The organism is Variovorax sp. P4_B10, assembly GCF_056402375.1.
The window spans coordinates 86,434-106,317 of sequence record NZ_JBFUHN010000003.1; the positions used below are offsets into that span (position 1 = coordinate 86,434).

Here is a 19,884-nt window from a genome sequence, read left to right on the forward strand (position 1 = left end):
AGCCCTTGGGAGGGCAACGTTTTCGGGCCCGCAGGCCGCGTCGCGTCGCGGAATTGGCGAAAATAGCCACAACTTCCCCCCGATTTCATGGCCAAACGAATCATTCTGAGTTACCCGGACAAGCGTCTGCACACGGTGGCCAAGCCGGTGCAGGGCGTCGACGCGCGCATCAAGACCCTGGTTGCCGACATGCTGGAGACCATGTACGACGCCAACGGCATCGGCCTGGCAGCCACGCAGGTCGACGTGCACGAGCGGCTCGTCGTCATCGATGTGTCCGAAGAGCGCAACCAGCCGATCGTGCTCATCAACCCCGAAATCACCTGGGCGAGCGACGAAAAGGTGCTCAACGAGGAGGGCTGCCTCTCGGTGCCGGGCATCTACGACGGCGTGATGCGTTCGACGTCGATCAAGGTCCAGGCCCTGGACGAGAACGGCGAAATGCGCACCATCGAGACCGATGGCCTGCTGGCCGTGTGCATCCAGCACGAACTCGACCACCTGCTCGGCAAGGTGTTCGTCGAATACCTCTCTCCCCTCAAGCGCAACCGCATCAAGAGCAAGCTGCTCAAGCAACAACGCGAAGAAATGCGGGAAGGYCGCGCCTGAGCATGAAGCGCAGCTTCCTCGGCGCCCTGGCCGCACTCGGGGTTCTCGCTGCCGCCGGCCTCGGGCTTGCCGGCTGTGCGAACGAACCCACCCGGGTCCAGCCCGGCGCCACGGCCGCCGAAACCCTGCAGCGCCTGGGCACGCCCACGGGCCGCTACCCGCTCAACAACGGCGGCGAGCGGCTCCAGTACTCGCGCATGCCGGCCGGCTTCGAGGTCACCGACATCGATGTGGACGCGGCGGGCAAGGTCGTCTCGGTGACCCAGGTGCTCAGCGAAGCGCGCTTCGGCCACGACATCAAGGTCGACCAGTGGCGCCAGAACGACGTCATGGCCTTCTACGGCCGCCCTTATGAAATCACCCGCGTCAGCTCCTTCGACGGCGTGGTCTGGACCTGGCGCTACAAGGCCGTCAACGAGCGCCGCATGCTCTATATCTACATTGATCCCACCGGCGTGGTCCGGCGCTATCACACGGGGGATGACCTCGCACTCGATCGGATCCGGGATTGAACCGGCTGAAGGTCGCTTTTGCGGGCACGCCCGAGTTCGCGCGCGTCGCCCTGGAGGCCATCGCCGCGGCCGGCCATGAGATCGTGCTGGTGCTGAGCCAGCCCGACCGGCCTGCGGGCCGTGGCATGAAGCTGCAGGCTTCCCCCGTCAAGCAATGCGCGGTCGCCAACGGCTGGCCGGTGGCGCAGCCGCGCAGCCTGCGGCTCGACGGCAAGTACCCGGACGAAGCCGCCGCCGGGCGCGATGCCCTGCTGAAGGCCCGGCCCGACGTGATGGTGGTCGCCGCCTACGGGCTGATCCTGCCGCAGTGGGTGCTCGACCTGCCGGAGCACGGCTGCCTCAACATCCACGCCAGCCTCCTGCCGCGCTGGCGCGGGGCGGCGCCGATCCACCGTGCCATCGAGGCCGGCGACGCGCAGACCGGCATCACCATCATGCAGATGGACGCCGGCCTGGACACCGGCGACATGCTGCTGCGCGAAGCCGTCGACATCGGCACCGACAACACCGCCCGCCTGCACGACCGCCTGGCCGGGTTGGGCGGCGGCCTGATCGTCCAGGCGCTGGCCGGCATCGGCGCCCTGGCGCGCACGCCGCAGCCGGCCGAAGGCGTCACCTATGCCAACAAGGTCGAGAAGCAGGAAGCCCAGATCGACTGGACCCAGCCCGCCGATGCCATCGTCCGGCGCGTCCGGGCCTTCGATCCCTTCCCGGGCGCCAACAGCCCGCTCGACGGCGAAACCATCAAGCTCTGGGCCGCGCATGCGGTGCCCGCCCAGGTGTCGGCGGCTCCCGGCACGGTCCTGGCCGTCACCGACACCGGCGTCGCGGTGGCTGCCCATGATTCGATCGTGATGTTCACCGAGCTCCAGCGTCCGGGCGGCAAACGCCTGGCCGTGGCCGACTTCCTGCGCGGCTTCGACCTGAAGCCCGGGCAGGTGTTCGGCTGATGTTTCTTTCCGCAGCCATCCGCCGCCGCCCCGAATTCCGCATCGGCGCGCGCGACATGTCGCCGGTGGCGATGGGCATCGGCGCCTGGGGGCTGATGACCGGCGTGGCCATGGTCAAGTCGAACATGAGCGTGGTCGAGGCGGTGGCGATGACCCTGCTGGTCTACGCGGGCAGCTCGCAGCTCGCGGCCATTCCGCTGCTGTTCGCCGGCGCGCCGGCCTGGGTGATCCTGGCGACGGGCTTCTGCGTCAACCTGCGTTTCGTGGTGTTCAGCCTGCACCTGCGGCCCTACCTCATGCACATGCCGCGCTGGCGCCGCATGCTGCACGGCTATCTCACGGCGGACATGAGCTATGCGCTGTTCACCCGGAAGTATCCGAAGCCGCCGCTGACCGTCGTCGAAGAGGAATCGCAGGAGGCCTACCTCACCGGCAACTACTGCGTGACCTGGTGCGCGTGGATGGGCATGAGCCTGCTGGGCATCGCACTGGCCAACTTCATTCCGCAGAACTGGGGCCTGGGGTTCGCGGGCGTGCTGAGCCTGGTGGCGATCGTCTGCTCGATGGCGACCACGCGCCTGCGCATCCTCGCCGCGCTGATCGCCGGCGCGACGGCGGTGGCCGCCTATGCGCTGCCGCTCAAGCTCAACATCGTCGTCGCCATCGGCGTCGCGGTGCTGCTGTGCTTCTGGATCGAGAAGCAGCTCGGGCTCGACCCGGATGCAGAGGACGACAAGTGAGCGGCACCACCGACCTGTGGACGATGGGCGTGATCGTCGGACTGGCCGCGGTCACCGTGCTCACGCGCTGCTTCTTCTTCATCCTCGACCGGCCCTGGGGTCTGCCGGAGTGGGCGCACCGCGCCTTGCACTACGCGCCGGCCGCTGCGCTCGCGGGCGTGATCGCGCCAGAGATCGTGATGTCGCAGGGCCATCTGATCACCACGCTGCACGACGCCCGCCTGTATGCGGCGGTCGTCGGTGCGGCGTACTTCTACTGGCGCCGCGGCGTGCTCGGCACGATGCTCGCGGGCATGGCGGTGTACCTGCCCCTGCACCTCGGCCTGGGCTGGTAGCCGGCGGGCCCTTCTTTTCAGTCCAGCTTCACGCCGGCGGCCTGGATGATCTTGCCCCAGCGGTCGCTTTCGGCGCGCGAGAGCTTGTAGAACTCCTGCGGCGTTCCCGGCAGCGCCTCGAAGCCGAACTCCGAGAACAGCTTCACTACCTTCGGCGCCTTCATCGCCTTGTGCAGTTCGCTGTTGATCCGCGCCACCGCCTCGGGCGGCATGCCGGCCGGGCCGATCAGGCCGTGGAAGGCATAGGCGTTGACGTCGCTGAATCCGGCTTCGACGAAGGTCGGCACATCGGGCAAGGCGCCGGCACGCTGCGGCAAGGCAATCGCCAGCACGCGCACCTTGCCCGCCTTGATGATCGGCAGGCCCGAAGCGAGGTCGAGCATCATCGTCGGCACTTGGCCGCCCATCACGTCGGTCATCGCGGGCGCGGCGCCCTTGTAGGGCACGTGCGTGATACTGAGCCCGGCCTTCTGCTTGAAGAGTTCCATCGCCATGTGGTGCGGCGAGCCATTGCCCGGCGAGGCGTAGCTCACCTTCTCCGGGTTGGCCTTCACGTAGCGCACGAACTCGGCCACGTTCTTCGCGGGAAAGTCCGGGTGGACGACCAGCGCCACCGGAAAGCGGCCGATGGTGCCGATGTAGGTGAAATCGCTCGCCGGCTTGTAGGGCAGCTTGGCGAACATGTGCTCGTTGAAGAGCAGCGCCGCGTTCTCGGCCTGCATGATCGTGTAGCCGTCGGGCCTGGCCTGCATCAGCACCGACACGCCGATGTTGGTCGACGCGCCGGGGCGGTTGTCGATGATCAGCGGTTGTCCGAGCGAAGGCTGCATCGCCTCGGCCAGCGAACGCGCGAGGTTGTCGGTGCCGCCGCCGGCCGCGTAGGGCACGATCCATTTGACAGGCTGGCTCGGGTAGGCGGCCTGCTGCGCGGATGCGAAGGGTGCGGCGGCGAGCGCGAGGGCCGCGGCCAGCAGGGGAAGGAATCGCTTCATCGTCTTGTGTCTCCGTTGCTTGTTTCGAAATCGGTAGCGCGTTATTCCCCGCGCAGCGTCTGCCAGAGCTCGCGGTCGCGCTCGGCCGTCCATACGACGGGGTGCTCGATGCCGCGCAGCTCGTCGTAGGCACGCGACACGTCGAAGGGCAGGACGTGCTGGAACACGGGCCAGGTGCCGAAGCGCGGCGTCATCGCCGCTTCGGCGCGTGCGAAGCAGCCGCGCAGGGTTTCGCCGGCGGCGATGCCGGCGCGCACGCTGTCGAGCAGCGTCGAGAGAAAGGCCTTGGTAAGGCCGACGGCCTCGGCGCAGGCCGCTTCGTCCTGCAGCACGGCGCCGCGGCCCGGCACCAGCACGCGCGGCTTCAATGCCAGCACCGCGTCGAGCGTGCCGGCCCAATCGCCGATGTAGGCATCGCCCGCGTAGACGCCGCAATGGTTCTCCACGACGTCGCCCGAGAACAGCACGCCGCAGTCGGGCAGCCACGCGACCGTGTCGCCGCTCGAATGGCCGCGGCCCAGCGCCATCAGGCGAAGCTCGCGGCCGCCGCCGGGCCAGAGGCTCATCCCGCGCTCGAAGCTTACTGTCGGGAAGGTCAGGCCCGGGATCTCTTCCACCCCCGCGAAAAGGCGCGGAAAGCGGCCGACCTCCGAATCGAAATCGGCCTGGCCGCGCGTGCGGATCCAGTCGAGCGTGCCGTTGCTGGCGACGATGGCCTCGACCTCGTCGAAGGCGCTGGCACCCATCACGCGCACCGCGTGGTAGTGCGTGAGCACGATGGTCTTGACCGGCTTGTCGGTCACCGTGCGGATGGCTGCGAGAAAGTCGCGCGCCATGCGCGGCGTGGGGCGCGTGTCGATCAGCACCACCTGCTCGTCGCCGACGACGAAGCCGCAGTTGGGATCGAAGTCGCTGATGTAGCCGTAGACGTGGGGCGCGAGCTCGCGCAGCTGCGGCTTCTGCTCGCGCGTGTCGGAGGCGGAAGCGAAGGAGACGGTGGCGTTCATGGGGCTCGGGTTGTCGTGGGGTCTTCGGCTGCAGCGCGGATGCAGGCGAGCAGCACGGCCTGGTCGCCGCACTGGTTGGCCAGCAGCAGCACGAGGCGGGCGTTGAGGTCGGCGCTCTGCGTTTCGCTCAAGCCCTCGTGCGCGGCGAGCAGGGCGGCGTAGAAGCCGTCGGGGTCGGGGATGCGGGGCTCGGTGATCATGGGGTGGTGTCGTGGGCGAGGGCCGTGTGCAGTGCGGTGGCGATCGCATCGGGCGTGGCGTGCGGCAGCGTTGCGGCGCGGTAGGCGTCGGGGCGGATGAGGACGAAGCTGCCCGCATCGTGGATGCCAAGGTGGCGCGTGAGCTGCTCGTCGGCTTGCAGCGTCGGCAGGCCGCTGTCGCCGCCGATGGCCAGCAGGCGCAATGGCAGCGATGCCGTTGCGTCCATTGCCGCCCTGGCTTCGGCGCGTGCCGGCGCCAACCAGAGGCCGATGCATTGCGTGCCTTCGGCCAGCAGCTGCATCAGCGTCGTCTCGCGGCCATCGGCCCAGTGCAGCGGCAGGTTCTGCACCGAGCGTCCGCTCTCGGGCAGTTGCGGCGCGGCCGGGTAGTCGTTGGCAACCGACATGCGGCCGGTGTTCACTAGCGCTCGCGCAAACGGATGGCGCGCCGCCAGCGCCACCACGGCGCGGCGCAGCGTGTGCTCGGCCGGCGAGCGCGGGGCGAGAAAGCGCGCCGAGCGGCTTGTCACCTGCAGGTTCTGTTTCGCCGCAGGTTGGCGCTCGGCGTCGTAGCTATCGAGCAGCGCATCGCCTGCCTGGCCCTGTGCGACCAGCGCCAGCTTCCAGCCGAGGTTTGCCGCATCCTGGATGCCGCTGTTGCCGCCGCGCGCGCCGAAGGGGCTCACCACGTGCGCGGCGTCGCCGATGAAGAACACATGGCCATGGCGGAAGCTGTCGAGCAGGTGATCGCGGTAGCCGTACGGGCCGATCCAGACGAACTCGAACGCCACGTCCGGCCCGAGCTGCTCGCGCAGCCGTGCGCCCGCCACGTCGGGCTGGCTGATACGGGCCGTGTCGCAGTCCTCGGGCATCTGGTAGTCGATGCGCCATACGCCATCGGCCATCAGGTGCTGCCAGACGCCGCGGCCTTCGTTGAAGGGCGCGTCGACCCAGGTCCAGCGCTCGGTCGGCAGCGGCTTCTTGAAGCGCACGTCGCTGATGCACCAGCGGTCGGTGCTGCGCGACGAATGCGTTTCGATGCCGAGCTGCGTGCGGATCGGGCTGTTGGCCCCCGTGGCGTCGATCAGGCGATCGGCTTCGATCGTGTAGCGGCCCGCGGGCGTCTCGACCTCGATGCGCACGCCATCGTTCAACGGCTCGACGCCGGTGACGCGGCTCTTCCAGCGCATGTCGGTAAGCTCGAGTTCGAGGATGCGTTCGACCAGGAACCACTCGACATAGAACTGCTGCAGGTTGATGAACGGCGGCTGCTTCGAGACGCTGTTCGCCTGCAGGTTGAAGTTGTAGACCTCCTGCGCGCCCGAGAAGGTGCGCCCGAACGACCAGGTGATGCCCTTGGCCGCGATGCGCTCATAGATGCCGAGGCGCTCGAAGATCTCCAGGCTCTTCTGCGCGTAGCAGATGCCGCGCGACGAGGCGCCGCGCACGCCGACGGTGTCGTCCTCGTCGAGCAGCACTGCGCGCACGCCCCGTTGTGCCAGGTCGCAGGCCAGCGTGAGGCCCGAGGGACCCGCGCCGACGATCACGATGGGGTGGCGGACGATCTTCGCGCCGGCCAGCTCGGGCGGTGGCGTGAACGGCCAGGCCGGCAGCTCGTAGGCCGGTGCAAATGCAAAGGTTTCCATGTCTCTTCTACAGCGCGTGGGCGAACTCGGCGATCGCATCCGCTGCCTTGGGGATCAGCGCGGGCTGCCCCGCGAGGTAGTGGTTGCCGCCCACGATGTCGACATTGCGGATGCGCGCGGCGCCGGCGGCCATCCACGCATCGCGCGTGCTCGGGAAGGTCGACGGATCGCCCGTGTAGGTCAGCAGCAGCTTCGGCACCATGGTGCGCGCGAGGTTGGTCGGCCCGTCGGCCTGCGAGCGCGATGACCATTGCGAGAGAAACGCGGTCAGCGAGGTGGTGCGCCCCATCGCATTCGCCGAGTAGTTCACCTGCCGCGCATCGCCCCACACGCTGCCCGGCAGGCGGTCGTTGGCATCGAGCGAAAGGTCCACGCAGCGCGGATCGGCATGCGTGCGGTAGACGATGAAGGTCTGGTCGCGCGGCGCGCCTGGCGTGCTGCGCAAGAGTGCGAGCCGGTCGATGGCCCATTGCTCGATACGGTCCAGCCGAGCCTTCTGTGCCGCGCTGAAGCGCGCGAGAAAGTCGCTGTCGTAGGGCACACGGTGGCGCGGGTCGTACATGTCGAGATCGGGATCGACCGAGAGCGGATCGTGCTCGTCGGTGACCGAAGGGTCGATCCAGTCGCGCATCAGCCGCGACCGGCCCAGGTGCGCGGCGCACAGCGCGATGCCGTCCACGGGCGGCAGGTCGTCGGGGTGCAGGTGCGTGGGGTCGCCGTCGGGCAGGTGCGTGGCCGTGAGCTTCTCGGCCTGCGCCTGGTAGAAGCTCGCGAGCGCCGCGCCGCCCGAGTTGCCGACGAGGAACACCTTCTCGTAACCGGCCGCTCGCAGGTGCTGCACGCCGGCGCCCAGGTCTTGAATGGCACGCTCCATCAGCAGCACCGTGTCGTTGCCGACGAAGCGCGAGTTCAGCCCCATGCAGCAGATGCCGCGTTCGGCCAGCGGGCCGATCAGGTAGTGCCCCATGAAATTGCTGGTCGGGTGCATCACGATGGCCGCGATTTTTTTCGGCCCCGGCGGCGCGCGAAAGGCGCCGTAGATGCGCGGACGCAGCATCTGCAGGCCCGACTGGCTTTCCATCGCCGCGCCGGGCTTCACGTCGATGACGGCGAGTTGCAGTTCAGACATTCGATGGGCCTTTCGCCGCGCGAAGCTCGGCCTTGCGCACGGTCCACGCATCGAGGTCCGCCCGGGCGCGCAGTGCATGCGCGTCCATCTCGGCCTGCGGCACGGTCGGCGTGGTCAATTCCACACGGATGCCGTTGGGGTCGAAGAAATAGATCGACCCGATGATGTGGTGATCGGTCACGCCCAGCACCTCGACGCCCGCGCTTTCGAGGCGGGTCTTGGCGGCGAGCAGGTCGGCCACCGAATCGACCCGCAGCGCGATGTGGTTCACCCACGAGGGCGTGTTCGGCGAAGGCAGCGCTGCGACGTCGTCGCCCAGGTCGAAGAAGGCGATGTACGAGCCATCGCGCATCTGGAAAAAGATGTGCACGTAGGGGCAGTATTCGCCGGTGCTGGGCACGTGGTCGCTCTTGATGACATGGGCGAGCGGCAGGCCCAGCAGGTCTTCGTAGAAGCGGCGGGTCTCCTCGCTGTCGCGGCAGCGCCAGGCGAAGTGGTGCAGCCCGCGAATGGGCGGTGGGGCCGTGTGGGCGGTCGTCGTCGGCATGCGTGTCTCCAGTGAGCCGCGATTGGGCGACGCCGCGTCTTATGATGCAATCGAAATTAATTCATCAATTGATGAAATAACCCTATGAATCTGACCCTGCGCCAGTTGCGCGCCTTTGCCGCCGTCGCCGAAGCCGGCAGCTTCACTGCGGCGGCGCAGCAGCTGCACCTCACGCAGTCGGCGCTCAGCGTGCTGGTGCGCGAGCTCGAGCGCGAGATGGGCGTGCAGCTGCTCGACCGGCACACGCGGCGCGTGCAGCTGTCGGAAGCGGGGCGCGAGTTCCTGCCTTCGGTGCACCGCCTGCTGGGCGACCTCACGAGCGCGGTGGCCGGCGTGACCGATCTGCGTGACAAGAAGAAAGGCTTGCTACGTCTTGCAGCGCCGCAGCTGATGGCCTGCACGCTGATGCCGCGCGTGATCGCGGTCTACCGCGCGGCCTATCCCGATGTCGACGTGCGCCTGGCCGACACGCTGCCCGAGCACCTGCTCGCCGGCGTGGTGGCCGGCGACGTGGAGCTGGCGGTGGGGCAGGACGTGGCGGTCGACGGCACCATCGACCGCCGCACGCTGTTCCGCGACCGCCATTGGTTGATCTGCCCGCCCGACCACGCCTTCGCGAAGCGCCGCAAGGTGCGCTGGCACGAACTCGGCCCCTACACCTTCATCGCGCCCACGCGCGATTTCCGCCAGCGCGTGCTGCCCGAGCTGGCCCCGGCCGAGCGCGACTACATGCTGCGCCCCGGCACCCAGGAGGTGTCGTACATGACCACCGCGCTCGGCATGGTGGCCTCGGGGCTGGGGCTCACCGTGTGCCCGACCTACTCGGCGCCGCTGGTGCGCGCCCACGGGCTGCAGATGGTGCGGCTCGAATCGCCCGACTTCCACCGCGAGGTCTGCGTCTACAGCGCGGCCCGGCGCACCCTGTCGCCAGCCGCCGCGAGCTTCGTCGAGATCCTCGAGCGCTTCGCCAAGTCGCAGCCGAAGGCGTGAAAAGCATCGGCAAGCCGCAAGAGGCGCGTAGAGCGGCCGCGAGGCGAAACCTACAATGCAAGGCGACTTGTCTTCCACCACCTCCAGATCCATGAACGTCATTCGATTCACCGACCTCTGCGCGCAGGGCAAGGCCGCCGGCCAGCGCGTCTTCATCCGTGCCGACCTCAACGTGCCGCAGGACGACGCCGGCCACATCACCGAAGACACGCGCATCCGCGCTTCGGTGCCCTGCATCCAGCTGGCGCTCGACGCCGGCGCCGCCGTGATGGTCACCTCGCACCTGGGCCGTCCGACCGAGGGCGAGTTCAAGCCTGAAGACTCGCTGGCGCCGGTCGCCAAGCGCCTGGGCGAGCTGCTCGGGCGCGAAGTTCCGCTGGTGGCCAACTGGGTCGACGGCGTCGACGTCAAGCCCGGCCAGGTCGTGCTGCTCGAGAACTGCCGCGTCAACAAGGGCGAGAAGAAGAACGACGAGGCGCTGGCCCGCAAGCTCGCCGCGCTCACCGACATCTACGTGAACGATGCCTTCGGCACCGCCCACCGCGCCGAAGCCACCACCTACGGCATCGCGCAGTTCGCCAAGATCGCCGCGGCCGGCCCGTTGCTCGCGGCCGAGATCGACGCCATCACCAAGGCGCTGGCCCAGCCCAAGCGGCCGCTGGTGGCCATCGTGGCCGGTTCCAAAGTCAGCACCAAGCTGACGATCCTCAAGAGCCTGTCGGCCAACGTCGATCAGCTGATCGTCGGCGGCGGCATCGCCAATACTTTCTTGCTGGCAGCCGGTCTGAAGATCGGCAAATCGCTGGCAGAGCCCGACCTGGTCGACCAGGCCAAGGCGGTGATCGAGGCCATGCGCGCCCGCGGCGCCGATGTGCCGATCCCGGTGGACGTGGTCACGGCCAAGACCTTCGCGGCCGATGCGGTCGCCACGGTCAAGGCGGCCGATGACGTCGCCGACGACGACCTGATCCTCGACATCGGTCCCAAGACCGCCGCGATCCTTGCCGCGCAGCTGCGCGAAGCCGGCACCATCGTCTGGAACGGCCCGGTGGGCGTGTTCGAGTTCGACGCCTTCGCGGGCGGCACCAAGGCCATCGCGCAGGCGATTGCGGAAAGCAGCGCCTTCTCGATCGCCGGCGGCGGCGATACGCTCGCGGCCATCGCCAAGTACGGCATCGAAAAGCAGGTCGGCTACATCTCGACCGGCGGCGGCGCCTTCCTCGAAGTGYTGGAAGGCAAGACCCTGCCGGCCTTCGAAATCCTGGCCAAGCGCGCGGCGGGTTGAGTCCGGCGGCGGTGAAATCTCATGGAGTGACTTCCGTCAGACACACAAAGTGTATACAGTAGAGAATACAAAACGGAGACTACCTTCATGAGCACGGACCGCATCCCCCGCCACGCCACCAAGATCGTTGCCACGCTCGGTCCGGCGTCCAACACGCCGGAACTGCTGGAAAAGATGATCCTGGCCAAGGTCAGCGTGGTGCGGCTCAACTTCAGTCACGGCACCGCGCAGGACCACATCGATCGCGCCCTCATGGTGCGCGAGGCCGCCCGCAAGACGGGCCGCGAAGTGGCCATCATGGCCGACCTGCAGGGCCCGAAGATCCGCGTGGGCAAGTTTGCGCAGGGCAAGGTCCTGCTCGAGGCGGGCGCCAAGTTCGTGCTCGACGCCTCGCGCACCGAACTCGGCGACATCGATGCCGTGGGCCTCGACTACAAGGACCTGCCGCGCGATGTGAAGCCCGGCGACCGGTTGCTGCTGAACGACGGCCTGATCGTGCTCACGGTCGACGGGGTCAAGGGCGAAGCGGTGCACACCACCGTCAAGCTCGGCGGTGAGCTCTCGAACAACAAGGGCATCAACAAGCAGGGTGGCGGCCTCACCGCCCCTGCATTGACGGCCAAGGACATGGAAGACATCAAGACCGCGATGAGCTTCCAGGCCGACTACGTGGCCGTGAGTTTTCCGAAGAACGCCACGGACATGGAAATGGCGCGCCAGCTGTGCAACGTGGCGGCGGCCGAGTTCGGCCACAAGCCCGGCATGATCGCGAAGATCGAGCGTGCCGAAGCCATTCCGAAGCTGGAAGAAATCCTGCGCGCCAGCGACGGCATCATGGTCGCCCGCGGCGACCTCGCGGTCGAAGTCGGCAATGCGGCAGTGCCCGCGCTGCAGAAGAAGATGATCCGCATGGCGCGCGACATGGACAAGGTGGTGATCACCGCGACCCAGATGATGGAGTCGATGATCACCAACCCCGTGCCCACGCGCGCCGAGGTCAGCGACGTGGCCAACGCTGTGCTCGACGGCACCGATGCCGTGATGCTCTCGGCCGAAACCGCCTCGGGCCGCTATCCGCTCGAGACCGTGCAGGAGATGAGCCGCATCTGCGAAGCCGCCGAAATCGCCGAAGACAAGACGCTCGACGCCGACTTCAGCGGCAAGACCTACAGCCGCATCGACCAGTCGATCGCGATGGGTGCGCTGTTCACCGCCCACCACCTGGGCGCCAAGGCCATCGTGGCGCTGACCGAGTCGGGCTCCACGATGCTGTGGATGAGCCGCCACCGCGCCCACATCCCGATGTACGCGTTGACCTCGCGGCTGGCCACGCAGCGCAAGCTGGCGCTCTACCGCAATGTGCGCCCGCTCCTGATGGATTCGGAAAGCGACCGCGACACCGCGCTGCTGCAGGCCGAGAACCACCTGAAGAAGCGCGGCATCGTGCAGACCGGCGATGTGTACGCCATCACCTGCGGCGAACCCATGGGTGCTCCCGGCGGCACCAACATGCTCAAGATCTGCCGCGTCAGCTGATCGAGCGGRCATCGACGATGTCTCGAACGCCGGAAGGGCGGGGGATATCTAATGGGCAATTGCTACGTCCAAGGTGATGCTGCCGGCCTTGCTGACGCGCTGTCCGTTGCAAGGTGCGGCCTTCTGCCGGGGGTATCGAATTTCAACCCTTCCAACGCATGGATGCCGATAAGTTCACGATCGGCGGGAAAAGGCGTGCTGGTTTTGAGCCGACCCCAAGAAATCCTGCGTGACACTGGCGGATGTGATCGCGGCATCCGGAAGGGCGGGAACATCTATGAAGCAATTGCATGCATTCAAAGCGGTGCTGCCGGCCTTGGCGACGGCGGTGTCCGTTACAGGGTGCAGCGTTCTGCCGGGGGGATCGAATTTCAACTCCTCGACGGCAGCGTCATGCGCGGTTCAGAGTGCCGAAGCCCGGCCGCCGAAACACCCGATTGTGGAACTGGCAGCATGCGTCGCGCGGACGGATGACCTCTCCAATCCGGATCGTCTTTTTCACGAGACGCTGGGGATCAAGAACGACCGCAACTACGGCGCGTCCAAAAACGTTCCTTGGGGAATCTCGGTGGGTGAGGGGACTGCTGAACATTTGCCCGCAGGCATCGAATTGTTCTTCTTTCAACGCGTCGATGTCGACAAGTTCACGATCGGCGGGAAACGGCACTTCACCATTGATGTCGCCTCCTCCAAATCCTGTGTGACGTTGGCAGATGTGATCGCGACATTCGGCGATGGCTATGCCGTCTCGCCACGCCCTATCGTGGCGCCGGCTCCGGCGTTGCCGGGAGTGGCTCCGTCCCCACCCGCTCAAACAGGAAAGTTTCCGGGGATCTTTTACGTCGCACCCCGATTTTTCAAAGGCGCCAGCAACGGGCGAGTTCACTTTGATTTCGGCTACTACGAATGCGCAAGGCGCATCAACGTCCAACGCGACCTCAAGTCGAATGACTGACCAGCAAAGGGAGAACCGGAATGAGCAACTTCACCCCCGCCATCGCCGCGGAGTGGTTGGCCGACGAGTACAACAAATGGCGAGCCTATGGGCGCCCTTGGGCGGCACCAACATGCTCACGATCTGCGGCGCGAGCTGATTTATCGGGCATCGACGATGTCCCAGAATGCCGGAAGGGCGGGGGACATCAATGAAGCAATTGCATGCATTCAAAGCGGTGCTGCCGGCCTTGGTGACGGCGGTGTCCGTTGCAGGGTGCGGCGTTCTGCCGGGGGTATCGAACTTCAACCCTTCGGCGGCAACGTCATGCGCGGTTCAGAGTGCCGAAGCCCGGCCGCCGAAACACCCCATCGTCGAACTGGCCTGGTGCATCGCGCGGACGGATGACCTTTCCGATCCAAACCGTCTGTTTCATGAGACGCTGGAGATCAAGAACGGTCGGGACTACAGCGAGTCCAGAAACGTCCCTTGGCGGATCTCGGCGGGGGCGGGGAATGCAGAAGAGCTTCAACATTTGCCAGCGGGGGTTAGCAACTTTTACTACACGCGTGCAGATGACGACAGGCCAAGAATTGGGGGGGAAAGGTACTTCAGCTTTGACGTCGACATCAGGAAATCATGCGTGACACTGGCGGATGTGATCGCCACCTTCGGCGATGGCTTCACCGTCTCGCCACACCGCACCGTAGCGCCTGCTGTGGCGTTGCCAGGGGTGGTGCCATCGCCGCCCTTTCAAACAGGAAAGCTCCAGGGCATCTTCTACGTCACTTCCCGTTTCTTCAAAGGGCCTAGCAACGGGCGAGTTGAATTCGATTTCAGTTACTACGAATGCGTAGAAGGCATCACCGTGCAGCGCGACCTTGAATCACTAAAGAATCAGAGAGAGGGAAACAAAAAATGAGCACTTTCACCACAGCCATCACAGCAGAGTGGTTGGCCGACGAAAAGAACAAATTCAAGGCGTACAAGATTTCGCCCGAAGCGCTCGCGATGATCAACAGGTCGGAAGCGCTCAAGGCCGACATGCGCGCCTATGCATCCAGCGATTACGCGGCCGCTGGAAGGATCAACCCAGAAGCCGGTGCGGGCGAGTACAGGACGCCAGTGGATAAGGACAATCCAGGCCGCCTCCGCATCGCCCTCGACCGCTTCACCACCCCCGAAGGCACGGTCAGCATCCTGGCCCACGAACTCGGGCACTTCCGCGTCGAAGAACCCGATGCGCCCATCGCAACCGCGCGCGCCAACGCACTGACGGGAAAAGACAAGGCCGCTTACGAGAGCGCCTGCCACCTGACAGAAGGCTACGCCCACTACAACGAGGTCAAAGTGCGCGAGGAGATCCTGGAAACCAATCGCTTGGCCGCCGAGCTCGAGCAACGGCCCCTGACGGAACAGGAAGTTCAACTGGAATCCCGCTGGCGCGGTGAAGGGGTGTACGGCAGCCGCGGCGAAGGCCAGGACCATCTGATCGCCAGACGCATTGCCGATGCCGCACTGGAAGAACCCGGCCACATGACCGCCACTCAGGTCATGGAGGCGGCCGCCTTTGCGCTGGCCCAGAACAACAGGGGCAACATCACATCGAACACCAGGCAAACCTACGGCCAATTCTGTGAGGCGGCGGCGAGCAGCATGCTGCCTGGCGCCGCGCCTGCAGAGGCAACGGGCGAAGCGCAACGCATGCCGCAGACGCCATCCAAGGAGCCCTCACCCACCGAGGACCTGTCCGCATTTCTGGACCGCATGCTGAGCGCCGATGACGCCACCTTCAGAAGAATGCAACAGACGTTGGCGGACCTGCCGCCGGGCCGAGAGGTGATCGCAGAGGGAATTGCGGAGGTGAATCGCCAGGAGCAATGGGTTGCGCAACAACAGGCGCAGCAAGCGCAGCAGCAGCCTGCAATGGATGCGCCGGTGATGATGGTCATGCGCCATTGAACCTATGGATGCGCGGAACAGGCGAGGCAAATAAAAGTGAACGATCAAACCATGCTGGCCTTGGCCAGCAAGATGAGCGCACTGGTTGAAAAGTTCGAGCGCCAATGCGAGCAATCCGGCGCGGAGCTGCAGAGGCTTTCCCAACAGGTGCCAGCCGTGGTGCGCCAGGCCGTCAACGAACAGCTGAGCCGGCTGCCAGAGGCAGTGCTTGAAGATGTTCGCGGCGGCATCGAGCGGCCGGTTTCCGACTATGAACGGCGCCTGCGCGAAGCAGGCGAACAAATCCATCAGGCTTCTCTTGCCTTGAGCGCACAGTTCCGACGAGCCGAGGCGTTGCACCGCCATCTGGTCTGGAAGGTTGCAGGCATCACGTTGGGCAGCCTGGTGTTGATGCTGGGGGGCAGTGTTTGGTTATCGAGTCATTACTACGACGAGATCGCAAAGAACCAAATTTCCGCCATATTGCTCAAGGCTTACAACGAGGCCGATGTCACGCTGTGCGACGGACACTTGTGCGTCAGGGCGGACAAGTCCGCCAAGACCTATGGAGAGTATGTGCGCGTCAAAGCGCGATGACGGATAGAGGCAAATCGTCGAAAGGATAGGCGGGCTGAGCGGGTGCCTGCATGACGGAGATTGCCGCTCGAGTTGAGGTTGTTCAGCCGTTTCTGAACAGGAAGCTGTAGGCGTTGAGGGCTGGAACGCCGCCCAGGTGCGCATAGAGCACCTTCGACCCGGCCGGGAACTCGCCCAGCCGCACTTTTTCGATCATCCCGTGCATCGACTTGCCCTCGTACACGGGGTCGGTCAGCATTCCTTCGAAGCGCGCGCAGAGGCGAATCGCCTCCAGCGTGCCTTCGTTCGGCAGCCCGTACTCGGGCCCGCCGAAACGGCGATCGAGCACCACGTCCTTCTCGGTGATGTCGCGGCCCAGCTCGACCAGTTCGGCCGTGCCCTTGGCGATGCGCACGATCTGCTCGAAGGTCTGCTGCGGCTTGGCCGAGGCGTCGATGCCGATCACGCGGTCGGCCCGGCCGTCGGCCGCGAAGCCCACCACCATGCCGGCCTGCGTGCTGCCGGTGACCGAGCAGGTCACGATGTAGTCGAACTTGAAGCCCAACTCGGCCTCCTGCTGCCGCACTTCCTCGGCAAAGCCCACGAAGCCCAGGCCGCCGCGCGGATGCTCGGAGCAGCCGGCCGGAATCGGAAAGGGCTTGCCGCCAGCCTTTCGCACGTCATCCATCGCTTCTTCCCAGCTCTTGCGGATGCCGATGTCGAAGCCCGCGGCGTCGAGCCGCACGTCGGCACCGAGGATGCGCGACATCTCGATGTTGCCGACCCGGTCGTACACCGCGTCCGAATAGTTGACCCAGTTCTCCTGCACCAGCACGCACTTGAGGCCCAGGTGCGCGGCCACGGCGGCCACCTGGCGCGTCTGGTTCGACTGGATGCCGCCGATCGACACCAGCGTGTCGTAGCCGCCTTCGAGCGCCTCGGGGATCAGGTACTCGAGCTTGCGGGTCTTGTTGCCGCCGAAGGCCAGGCCGCTGTTGCAGTCCTCGCGCTTGGCGTAGAGATCGACCTTGCCGCCCAGGTGGGCGCTGAGGCGCTTCAACGGGTGGATCGGCGTGGGGCCGAAGGTCAGGGCGTGGCGGGGGAATTTCTTCAGGTTCATCGAAGCTGCTCCAGGGAGTTGAAGGCTTCGATCGTAGGAAGAAGGGTGCGAAACGTGCTTGCGAAGTTTGAGTGGATTTTCGGTAGAAAGAAGGCAAGATGGCCAAAGAGAGATCTTTCAGTTCAAGTAATCAGCCATGAGCACAACAAAATTGCGTGTTGCCCCGGAGCTCGACCGCACCGACCGCGCCATCCTCCGCGCCCTGCAGCGCGACGCCTCGGTGTCGAATGTTGCGCTGGCTGCCAAGGTCAATCTCAGCGCCCCGGCCTGCCTGCGCCGCGTCGAGCGGCTCAAGGAAGCGGGGTTCATCAAGGGCATCGTGGCGCTGCTCGACCCGCACGCGCTCGAGGTCGGCATGCTGGTGATGATCGGCGTGGTACTCGACCGCTCCACGCCGGACTCCTTCGCCGACTTCGAGAAAGCCGCACAGAAGGTGTCGGGTTGCCTCGAATGCCATGTGGTCTCGGGCGAGTTCGACTACTTCATGCTCGTGCGCACCCGCGACAACGACAGTTTCAACCGCCTGCACGCGGAGCAACTGCTGTACCTGCCCGGCGTGCGGCAGATCCGGACCTTCATGGTGCTCAAGCAGGTGCTCTCGACCACGCAGCTGCCGATCTGAGCGATCCGAGATTTCCCCGGGCTGGCGTCAGTCTTGTCCCACAAGGGGGCTCGGTAGAATTGCGGTAGTTTTCTCTCGTCTTTCCGCCTTCTTCTTTCCCTAATTCCCGCGAGGTATTTCCCATGGCACTCGTCTCGATGCGCGAACTGCTCGACCATGCAGCCGCCAACGGCTACGGCATTCCGGCCTTCAACGTCAACAACCTCGAACAGGTCCAGGCCGTGATGGAGGCCGCCAAGGAAACCGGCGCTCCCGTCATCCTGCAAGCCAGCGCAGGCGCCCGCAAGTACGCCGGCGAAGCCTTCATCAAGCACCTGATCCAGGCCGCCATCGAGCAGTACCCCGGCATTCCGCTGGTCATGCACCAGGACCATGGCCAGAACCCCGACGTCTGCAAGGGCGCCATCGACCTGGGCTTCAGCTCGGTCATGATGGACGGTTCGCTCGAGGCCGACGGCAAGACCATCGCCAGCTACGACTACAACGTGGACGTCACCAAGAAGGTGTCGGACATGGCTCACCGCCTGGGCGTGACCGTCGAAGGCGAGCTCGGCTGCCTCGGTTCGCTCGAGACCATGAAGGGCGACAAGGAAGACGGCCACGGCACCGACGACACCATGACGCGCGAACAGCTGCTGACCGACCCCGAGCAGGCCGCCGACTTCGTCAAGCGCACCCAAATCGACGCGCTGGCCATTGCCATCGGCACCAGCCACGGCGCCTACAAGTTCACGCGCGAGCCCACCGGCGACATCCTGGCAATCGACCGCATCAAGGAAATCCACCGCCGCATTCCCAACACCCACCTGGTGATGCACGGCTCGTCGAGCGTGCCGCAGGAGCTGCTGGCCATCATTCGCCAGTACGGCGGCAACATGAAGGAAACCTACGGCGTGCCCGTCAAGGAAATCCAGGAAGCCATCAAGCACGGCGTGCGCAAGATCAACATCGACACCGACATCCGCCTGGCCATGACCGGCGCGGTGCGCAAGTTCCTGGCCGAGAACCCCGAGAAGTTCGATGCCCGCGAATGGCTCAAGCCCGCGCGCGAAGCTGCCAAGCTGATCTGCAAGCAGCGCTACATCGAGTTCGGCTGCGAAGGCCAGGGCGCCAAGATCAAGGGCGACACGCTGCAAGTGGTCGCTGCCAAGTACGCCAAGGGTGAACTGGCGCAGGAAGTCGTTTAAAACTTCCCTGCGATTCGAAGGCCACCGTTCGCGGTGGCTTTTTTCTGCGCGCACAATCCGTTTTCCACGTCACTCCGTTTCCCCGAGCACCTGTTCCATGACCACCGTCCACACCTCCTCCATCCAGAGCCTGCCTTTGCTTGCGCGCGGCAAGGTGCGCGACAACTACGCCGTCGGCGAGGACCGCATCCTGATGGTCGCGAGCGACCGGCTCAGCGCCTTCGACGTGATCATGGGCGAGCCGATTCCCGGCAAGGGCGAGATCCTCACGCAGATGGCGCTGTGGTGGTTCGACCGGCTCGGCCAGCTCTGCCCCAACCACCTGACCGGCGATGCGCCCGAGAGTGTGGTCACGGCCGAGGAAGTGCCACAGGTCACGCACCGCTCGATGCTGGTCAAGCGGTTGAAGCCGATCCCGGTCGAGGCGGTGGTGCGCGGCTACCTGGCCGGCAGCGGCTGGAAGGAATACCAGGAGAGCCAGTCGGTCTGCGGCGTGCCGCTGCCCGAGGGCCTCACCAATGCGAGCAAGCTGCCGCTGCCGATCTTCACGCCCGCCGCCAAGGCCGCGGCCGGCGAACATGACGAGAACATCAGCTACGACCGCGTGGTCGAGATCGTCGGCCCCAAGCTGGCGCAGCAGATCCGCGAGACCAGCATCGCCATCTACGAAACCGCGGCGCAGATTGCTTTGACCAAGGGAATGATCATTGCCGACACCAAGTTCGAGTTCGGCCTGGACGAAGCCGGCACGCTGGTGCTGATGGACGAAGTGCTGACGCCCGACAGCTCGCGCTACTGGCCCGTGGAAGGCTATGAGGCCGCGCTGGCCGCCGGCACCAATCCGCCGAGCTACGACAAGCAGTTCGTGCGCGACTGGCTCGAAGCCACCAAGATCAACGGCAAGCCCTGGGACAAGACGCCGCCGGCGCCGCGCCTGCCGGCCGAGGTGATCGAGAAGACCGCTGCGAAATACCGCGAAGCGCTCGAACGCCTGACCGGCTAAGCAAAAAAGCCTCGGCCGCGACC

Annotated in this window: 22 protein-coding genes; 15 read left to right on the forward strand and 7 right to left on the reverse strand. The window is 65.8% G+C overall.

Annotation, left to right across the window (positions count from 1 at the left end; translation table 11 throughout):
* Positions 1 to 87: 87 nt before the first annotated feature.
* Genes def through AC1DXX_RS02715 form a run of 5 tightly spaced genes read left to right on the forward strand, consistent with a single transcriptional unit; the run spans position 88 to position 3,146 of the window.
* Entirely contained in the window at positions 88 to 609 is a 522-nt protein-coding gene (gene def / locus AC1DXX_RS02695) for a peptide deformylase (RefSeq protein WP_478132625.1), read from the forward strand.
* Positions 610 to 611: 2 nt separating this feature from the next.
* Entirely contained in the window at positions 612 to 1,121 is a 510-nt protein-coding gene (locus AC1DXX_RS02700; protein WP_478132626.1) for a hypothetical protein, read from the forward strand.
* Positions 1,118 to 2,071: a methionyl-tRNA formyltransferase gene (gene fmt / locus AC1DXX_RS02705; RefSeq protein ID WP_478132627.1), complete on the forward strand. Its 954-nt coding sequence runs from the start codon at positions 1,118 to 1,120 to the stop codon at positions 2,069 to 2,071. The genes AC1DXX_RS02700 and fmt overlap by 4 nt, the downstream gene beginning before the upstream one ends.
* Complete coding sequence (locus AC1DXX_RS02710) at positions 2,071 to 2,811, forward strand: AzlC family ABC transporter permease (protein ID WP_478132628.1); 741 nt, start codon at positions 2,071 to 2,073, stop codon at positions 2,809 to 2,811. Before fmt ends, AC1DXX_RS02710 begins: the two co-directional genes overlap by 1 nt.
* A 23-nt stretch (positions 2,812 to 2,834) precedes the next feature.
* Positions 2,835 to 3,146, forward strand: a complete 312-nt coding sequence (locus tag AC1DXX_RS02715; protein WP_478132726.1) for an AzlD domain-containing protein — start codon at positions 2,835 to 2,837, stop codon at positions 3,144 to 3,146.
* Positions 3,147 to 3,163: 17 nt separating this feature from the next.
* Here the strand turns inward: AC1DXX_RS02715 and AC1DXX_RS02720 are convergent, their stop codons facing one another.
* Genes AC1DXX_RS02720 through AC1DXX_RS02745 form a run of 6 tightly spaced genes read right to left on the reverse strand, consistent with a single transcriptional unit; the run spans position 3,164 to position 8,667 of the window.
* Positions 3,164 to 4,138 (reverse strand): Bug family tripartite tricarboxylate transporter substrate binding protein, encoded by a 975-nt coding sequence (locus AC1DXX_RS02720; protein ID WP_478132629.1) that lies wholly within the window; start codon positions 4,136 to 4,138, stop codon positions 3,164 to 3,166.
* A gap of 41 nt (positions 4,139 to 4,179) precedes the next feature.
* Positions 4,180 to 5,145, reverse strand: a complete 966-nt coding sequence (locus AC1DXX_RS02725; RefSeq protein ID WP_478132630.1) for an MBL fold metallo-hydrolase — start codon at positions 5,143 to 5,145, stop codon at positions 4,180 to 4,182.
* Positions 5,142 to 5,345 (reverse strand): DUF2783 domain-containing protein, encoded by a 204-nt coding sequence (locus AC1DXX_RS02730; RefSeq protein WP_478132631.1) that lies wholly within the window; start codon positions 5,343 to 5,345, stop codon positions 5,142 to 5,144. The genes AC1DXX_RS02725 and AC1DXX_RS02730 overlap by 4 nt, the downstream gene beginning before the upstream one ends.
* Positions 5,342 to 6,991 carry an FAD-dependent oxidoreductase gene (locus tag AC1DXX_RS02735; RefSeq protein WP_478132632.1) on the reverse strand — a complete coding sequence of 550 codons (1,650 nt, stop codon included), beginning with the start codon at positions 6,989 to 6,991 and terminating at the stop codon, positions 5,342 to 5,344. The genes AC1DXX_RS02730 and AC1DXX_RS02735 overlap by 4 nt, the downstream gene beginning before the upstream one ends.
* 7 nt (positions 6,992 to 6,998) lie before the next feature.
* The gene (locus AC1DXX_RS02740) at positions 6,999 to 8,120 is read right to left on the reverse strand and encodes an alpha/beta hydrolase family protein (RefSeq protein ID WP_478132633.1); all 1,122 of its coding nucleotides are present in this window, start codon (positions 8,118 to 8,120) and stop codon (positions 6,999 to 7,001) included.
* Positions 8,113 to 8,667: a VOC family protein gene (locus tag AC1DXX_RS02745; protein WP_478132634.1), complete on the reverse strand. Its 555-nt coding sequence runs from the start codon at positions 8,665 to 8,667 to the stop codon at positions 8,113 to 8,115. Before AC1DXX_RS02745 ends, AC1DXX_RS02740 begins: the two co-directional genes overlap by 8 nt.
* Positions 8,668 to 8,751: 84 nt before the next feature.
* Between AC1DXX_RS02745 and AC1DXX_RS02750 the strand changes: the two genes are divergently transcribed.
* The 7 genes from AC1DXX_RS02750 (at position 8,752) to AC1DXX_RS02780 (ending at position 15,950) form a co-directional block, all read left to right on the forward strand.
* The gene (locus AC1DXX_RS02750) at positions 8,752 to 9,657 is read left to right on the forward strand and encodes a LysR family transcriptional regulator (protein WP_478132635.1); all 906 of its coding nucleotides are present in this window, start codon (positions 8,752 to 8,754) and stop codon (positions 9,655 to 9,657) included.
* Between the two features lie 91 nt (positions 9,658 to 9,748).
* On the forward strand, positions 9,749 to 10,942 hold the full coding sequence (locus AC1DXX_RS02755; protein WP_478132636.1) for a phosphoglycerate kinase: 1,194 nt from the start codon (positions 9,749 to 9,751) through the stop codon (positions 10,940 to 10,942).
* Between the two features lie 87 nt (positions 10,943 to 11,029).
* Positions 11,030 to 12,478 (forward strand): pyruvate kinase, encoded by a 1,449-nt coding sequence (gene pyk / locus AC1DXX_RS02760; protein ID WP_478132637.1) that lies wholly within the window; start codon positions 11,030 to 11,032, stop codon positions 12,476 to 12,478.
* A 229-nt stretch (positions 12,479 to 12,707) separates the two neighbouring features.
* Complete coding sequence (locus AC1DXX_RS02765) at positions 12,708 to 13,433, forward strand: hypothetical protein (protein WP_478132638.1); 726 nt, start codon at positions 12,708 to 12,710, stop codon at positions 13,431 to 13,433.
* Between the two features lie 190 nt (positions 13,434 to 13,623).
* Complete coding sequence (locus AC1DXX_RS02770) at positions 13,624 to 14,334, forward strand: hypothetical protein (protein WP_478132639.1); 711 nt, start codon at positions 13,624 to 13,626, stop codon at positions 14,332 to 14,334.
* On the forward strand, positions 14,331 to 15,374 hold the full coding sequence (locus AC1DXX_RS02775; RefSeq protein WP_478132640.1) for a hypothetical protein: 1,044 nt from the start codon (positions 14,331 to 14,333) through the stop codon (positions 15,372 to 15,374). The genes AC1DXX_RS02770 and AC1DXX_RS02775 overlap by 4 nt, the downstream gene beginning before the upstream one ends.
* 36 nt (positions 15,375 to 15,410) lie before the next feature.
* Entirely contained in the window at positions 15,411 to 15,950 is a 540-nt protein-coding gene (locus AC1DXX_RS02780) for a hypothetical protein (RefSeq protein ID WP_478132641.1), read from the forward strand.
* A gap of 82 nt (positions 15,951 to 16,032) precedes the next feature.
* Here AC1DXX_RS02780 and AC1DXX_RS02785 read toward each other — a convergent pair whose 3' ends face one another.
* Entirely contained in the window at positions 16,033 to 17,049 is a 1,017-nt protein-coding gene (locus AC1DXX_RS02785; protein WP_478132642.1) for a 1-aminocyclopropane-1-carboxylate deaminase, read from the reverse strand.
* Between the two features lie 136 nt (positions 17,050 to 17,185).
* On the opposite strand from AC1DXX_RS02785, the gene AC1DXX_RS02790 reads away from it, so the two are divergent.
* The 3 genes from AC1DXX_RS02790 (at position 17,186) to AC1DXX_RS02800 (ending at position 19,861) form a co-directional block, all read left to right on the forward strand.
* Positions 17,186 to 17,671 (forward strand): Lrp/AsnC family transcriptional regulator, encoded by a 486-nt coding sequence (locus tag AC1DXX_RS02790; protein WP_478132643.1) that lies wholly within the window; start codon positions 17,186 to 17,188, stop codon positions 17,669 to 17,671.
* A gap of 122 nt (positions 17,672 to 17,793) precedes the next feature.
* Positions 17,794 to 18,858 carry a class II fructose-bisphosphate aldolase gene (gene fba, locus AC1DXX_RS02795; RefSeq protein WP_257863243.1) on the forward strand — a complete coding sequence of 355 codons (1,065 nt, stop codon included), beginning with the start codon at positions 17,794 to 17,796 and terminating at the stop codon, positions 18,856 to 18,858.
* Between the two features lie 97 nt (positions 18,859 to 18,955).
* On the forward strand, positions 18,956 to 19,861 hold the full coding sequence (locus AC1DXX_RS02800; protein ID WP_478132644.1) for a phosphoribosylaminoimidazolesuccinocarboxamide synthase: 906 nt from the start codon (positions 18,956 to 18,958) through the stop codon (positions 19,859 to 19,861).
* Positions 19,862 to 19,884 lie beyond the last annotated feature (23 nt).